Below are 3,872 nucleotides of genomic sequence, written 5' to 3'. Positions count from 1 at the left end.
CGTCAGCGACGACGACGCCTTCGCCGTGGGCCTGACCTGCGGCGGGATCATGGACGTCTTCGTCGAGAAGGTCTCCAGGCAGACCTATCCGGAGCTCGGTGGGGTCGCCGCCGACATCACGGCCGGCCGGCCGGTCGCGGTCGCCACCGTGGTCGAGCATCCCGATCCCGAGTGGCTCGGCCGCCGTCTCGTCATCCACCCGGAGGACGAGGACGACACCCCCCCGATCGAGAGTGCAGCAGTCCCGATCGAGGGTGCAGCAGTCCCGATCGAGAGTGCAGCAGTCGGCAACGGGCGGACGACAGCCGGCTCAGCGGCATACGCCGGTATGACGCTGGGCTCGCCGCGCGCCGATGCCGCCGTCCTCGACGACGCCCGCGGGATGCTGGCCCAGGGGAGCACCGGCCTGCTCACCTACGGTCCGGACGGAGAGCGGCGCGGCGAGGGGATGCGGGTGTTCGTGGCGTCGTACGCGCCCAGGCCCCGGATGCTCGTGTTCGGGGCGATCGACTTCGCGGCCGCGGTGGCCAAGGTCGGCAGCTTCCTGGGCTACTACGTGACGGTGTGCGACGCGCGGCCGGTGTTCGCCACCAAGTCCCGCTTCCCGGTGGCCGACGAGGTCATCGTGCGGTGGCCCCACGAGTACCTGCGCGAGGAGGTCGACGCGGGGCGGATCGACCCGCGGACCGTGATCTGCGTGCTCACCCACGACCCGAAGTTCGACGTGCCCGTGCTCGAGATCGCCCTGCGGCTGCCCGAGGTCGCCTACATCGGCGCGATGGGGTCGCGCCGTACCCATGCCGACCGTCTCGACCGGCTCCGGGAGGCCGGGCTGACCGAGGACGAGCTCGCCCGGATGCACTCGCCCGTCGGGCTCGACCTCGGGGCGCGGACCCCGGAGGAGACGGCGATCAGCATCGCGGCAGAGATCATCCTGGACCGGTGGGGTGGCCGCGGGCAGCGGCTCGGCGGGCTGGCCGGACCGATCCACCACCATCACGGCCTCGTCGAGGAGCCGCCGGCGCTGCCGCACCAGATCGGTGCCAGCCACGGCTGACCGCTGCGGCCGGCGCGCCTCGACCGACACGCCATGCGCGCCAATCCTCCTTATCGACAACGCGGTTCAATAGTGGGTGACAGTTCGACAGGGCGATGACAGTGGGAGCGAAGATGACCGAACGGACCGGTTTGGACACGCGCGAGATCGACTGGGACCCGCGGGCGCCGGAGGTGCTCGCCGACCAGGTCGCCGCCTACGACGCCATGCGCGCGCAATGCCCGATCGCGTATGGCGCACAGCACAACTGGACGGTGTTCGGGCATGCCGACACCGTGCGGATCCTCGACGACCCGGCTGGATTCTCGAACGTCGTGTCGGCCTACCCGGCCGTCCCGAACGGCATGGACGAGCCGCGGCACCGTCCCTACCGGCAGATCGTCGACCGCTACTTCACCGCCGAGCGGCTCGCCCACTTCGAGCCGCACTGCCGGGCGCTCGCCCACTCCGTGGTGGGCGACCTGCGGGTGCCGGGACAGGTCGAGGTCATGTCGGCGCTGGCGGAGCCGTTCGCCAACGCCGTCACGTGCGGGTTCATGGGCTGGCCCGACTCGCTGCGCGAACCGCTGCGGGAGTGGACCGGCAAGAACCACCGGGCCACTCTGTCGATGGACCGGCAGGCCATGCACGCGGTCGCGCTCGAGTTCGACGGGTACATCCGCGAGCAGCTCGACCTGCGCCGCGCGGATGGCGCCGACCCCGACGACGTCACCGCGGCACTGCTGACCGAGCGCGTCGACGGCCGCCCGCTCGACGACGCGGAGATCGTCGCGATCGTGCGCAACTGGACGGTGGGGGAGCTCGGCACCATCGCCGCGAGCGTCGGCATCATCGTCGAGTTCCTCGCCACCCACCCCGAGGTGCAGGACCGGCTGCGGGCCGACCGCTCGCTGCTGGTGGCCGCGACGGACGAGATCCTGCGCATCCACGCGCCGCTGATCTCGAACCGGCGTCGCACGACGGGCGAGGTGACCATCGCCGGGCGGAAGATCCCGGCCGAGGAGCGGGTCATCGTGCTCTGGGCCTCGGCCAACCGGGACGAGCGGGTCTTCGGCGACCCGGACGAGTTCCGGCTGGACCGCGACCCGGCCGACAACCTGCTCTACGGTCGCGGCCTGCACGACTGTCCGGGGGCGCCGCTCGCCCGGCTCGAGCTGCACGAGGTGCTCGACGCACTGTTCGACGCGACCAGCCGGATCGAGCCGGCGCCCGGCACCGAGCGGACGCTCGCGACCTATCCGGCCTCGGGCTTCGCCACCGTGACCGTGCGGCTGGGCTGAGCCTCGGCGCGCACCTGGGCGAATCCGCGGCCCGCGGCTTCATCGCGTGGCCTTCCACGGCCCGTCCCGTACCTACGGACACAACAAGTCGGGGTCGTCGGGTCCAGTCGTGCGTGGCGGGTCGGGGCCGGGCGGACTTGTTGTGTCCGTACGTACACGGCGTGGGCGGCCCGTGCCTGTCGGGCCGGGGTCGGCGTGACGGCTGGACGTCGGCGCGCGCGGCCCTCAGAACGAGCTGGACCGCTGCCAGATGTTGATCCCGCTCTCGACGGCGTCTTGCTCGATCCGGGCGAGCTCGGCCTCGTCGAACGAGAGGTGCTCGAGCGCGCCGAGGCTGTCCTCGAGCTGGGCGACCGACGAGGCGCCCACCAGCACCGAGGTGACCCGCGGGTCGCGCAGCACCCAGGCGAGCGCCAGCTGGGCCAGCGACTGCCCCCGCCCGGCCGCGATCTCGTTGAGCGCCCGCACGTGGGCGAGGGCCGCGTCGGTCAGCAGGTCCGGTGAGAGCGACTTGTGCTGCGCGGCCCGCGACCCGACGGGTATGCCGTGCAGGTACTTGTCGGTCAGCATCCCCTGCGCGAGCGGCGAGAAGGCGATGCAGCCGACGCCCTCGTCCTCGAGCACGTCGAGCAGGTCGTGCTCGACCCAGCGGTTGAGCATGGAGTAGCTCGGCTGGTGGATGAGCAGCGGCGTGCCGAGGTCGCGCAGGATGGCGACCGCCTCGCCGGTGCGCGCCCCGGAGTACGACGAGATCCCGGCATATAGCGCCTTGCCCGCGCGGACCGCCGCGTCGAGCGCGCCCATGGTCTCCTCGAGCGGCGTCGTCTCGTCGAAGCGGTGCGAGTAGAAGATGTCGACGTACTCGACGCCCATCCGTCGCAGTGACTGGTCGAGCGAGGACAGCAGGTACTTGCGCGAGCCGCCGCCCTGCCCGTACGGGCCCGGCCACATGTCGTAGCCGGCCTTCGTCGACAGGACCAGCTCGTCGCGGTAACGCCTGAAGTCCTGCGCGAAGATCGTGCCGAAGTTGCACTCGGCGCTGCCGTACGGGGGCCCGTAGTTGTTGGCCAGGTCGAAGTGGGTCACCCCCAGGTCGAAGGCGCGCCGCAGGATCGCCCGCTGCCGCTCCAGCGGCACGTCGTCGCCGAAGTTGTGCCACAGCCCGAGGGAGACGGCCGGCAGGTCGAGCCCCGAGCGGCCGGCCCGGCGGTAGGACATGTGCTCGTAGCGGTCGCGCCGGGCCTGGTAGTCGTCTGCGTGGAGCGTCATGCGCCCATCCTCCCCGACGGGCCGGTATGCCGCTCACCCCCTCCACGCCGCACCATCGACAGCACTCCCACCCGACCCCCAAACCGATCGACAGTGCAGCATTCCCGATCGACAGTGCAGCATTCCCGATCGACAGTGCAGAAGTCTCGATCGAGGGGCTCAGTGCTCGGGCCTCTCGACCCGAGAAGCTGCACTCTGGCACGTAAATGACCCAGCCACGTTCGGTGCGGTCACGCGGTCGCTTTGGTCAGGTTCACTTCCCAGCC

3 protein-coding genes are annotated in these 3,872 nt (G+C 71.3%); 2 read left to right on the top strand and 1 reads right to left on the bottom strand.

Annotated features, from left to right (window positions below; genetic code table 11):
• Positions 1 to 1,057: XdhC/CoxI family protein (locus tag WMI84_RS17325; protein WP_347355022.1), on the top strand; the 1,057-nt coding region annotated here is incomplete at its 5' end.
• Positions 1,058 to 1,170: 113 nt separating this feature from the next.
• Positions 1,171 to 2,337, top strand: a complete 1,167-nt coding sequence (locus tag WMI84_RS17320) for a cytochrome P450 (RefSeq protein WP_347355021.1) — start codon at positions 1,171 to 1,173, stop codon at positions 2,335 to 2,337.
• A gap of 225 nt (positions 2,338 to 2,562) precedes the next feature.
• Here WMI84_RS17320 and mgrA read toward each other — a convergent pair whose 3' ends face one another.
• Positions 2,563 to 3,606 (bottom strand): L-glyceraldehyde 3-phosphate reductase, encoded by a 1,044-nt coding sequence (gene mgrA / locus WMI84_RS17315; protein WP_347355009.1) that lies wholly within the window; start codon positions 3,604 to 3,606, stop codon positions 2,563 to 2,565.
• Positions 3,607 to 3,872: the final 266 nt, after the last annotated feature.

The sequence above is a fragment of the Intrasporangium sp. genome, assembly GCF_039812505.1.
Classification (GTDB): domain Bacteria; phylum Actinomycetota; class Actinomycetes; order Actinomycetales; family Dermatophilaceae; genus Intrasporangium_A.
Note: the sequence above shows the minus strand (reverse complement) of the source record. Positions and strands in the feature narration are given on the sequence as shown.

Coding starts and splice junctions, on each gene's coding strand:
- WMI84_RS17320 (WP_347355021.1), top strand. CDS start 1,171: ATGACCGAACGGACCGGTTTGGACACGCGCGAGATCGACTGGGACCCG.
- mgrA (WP_347355009.1), bottom strand. CDS start 3,606: ATGACGCTCCACGCAGACGACTACCAGGCCCGGCGCGACCGCTACGAG.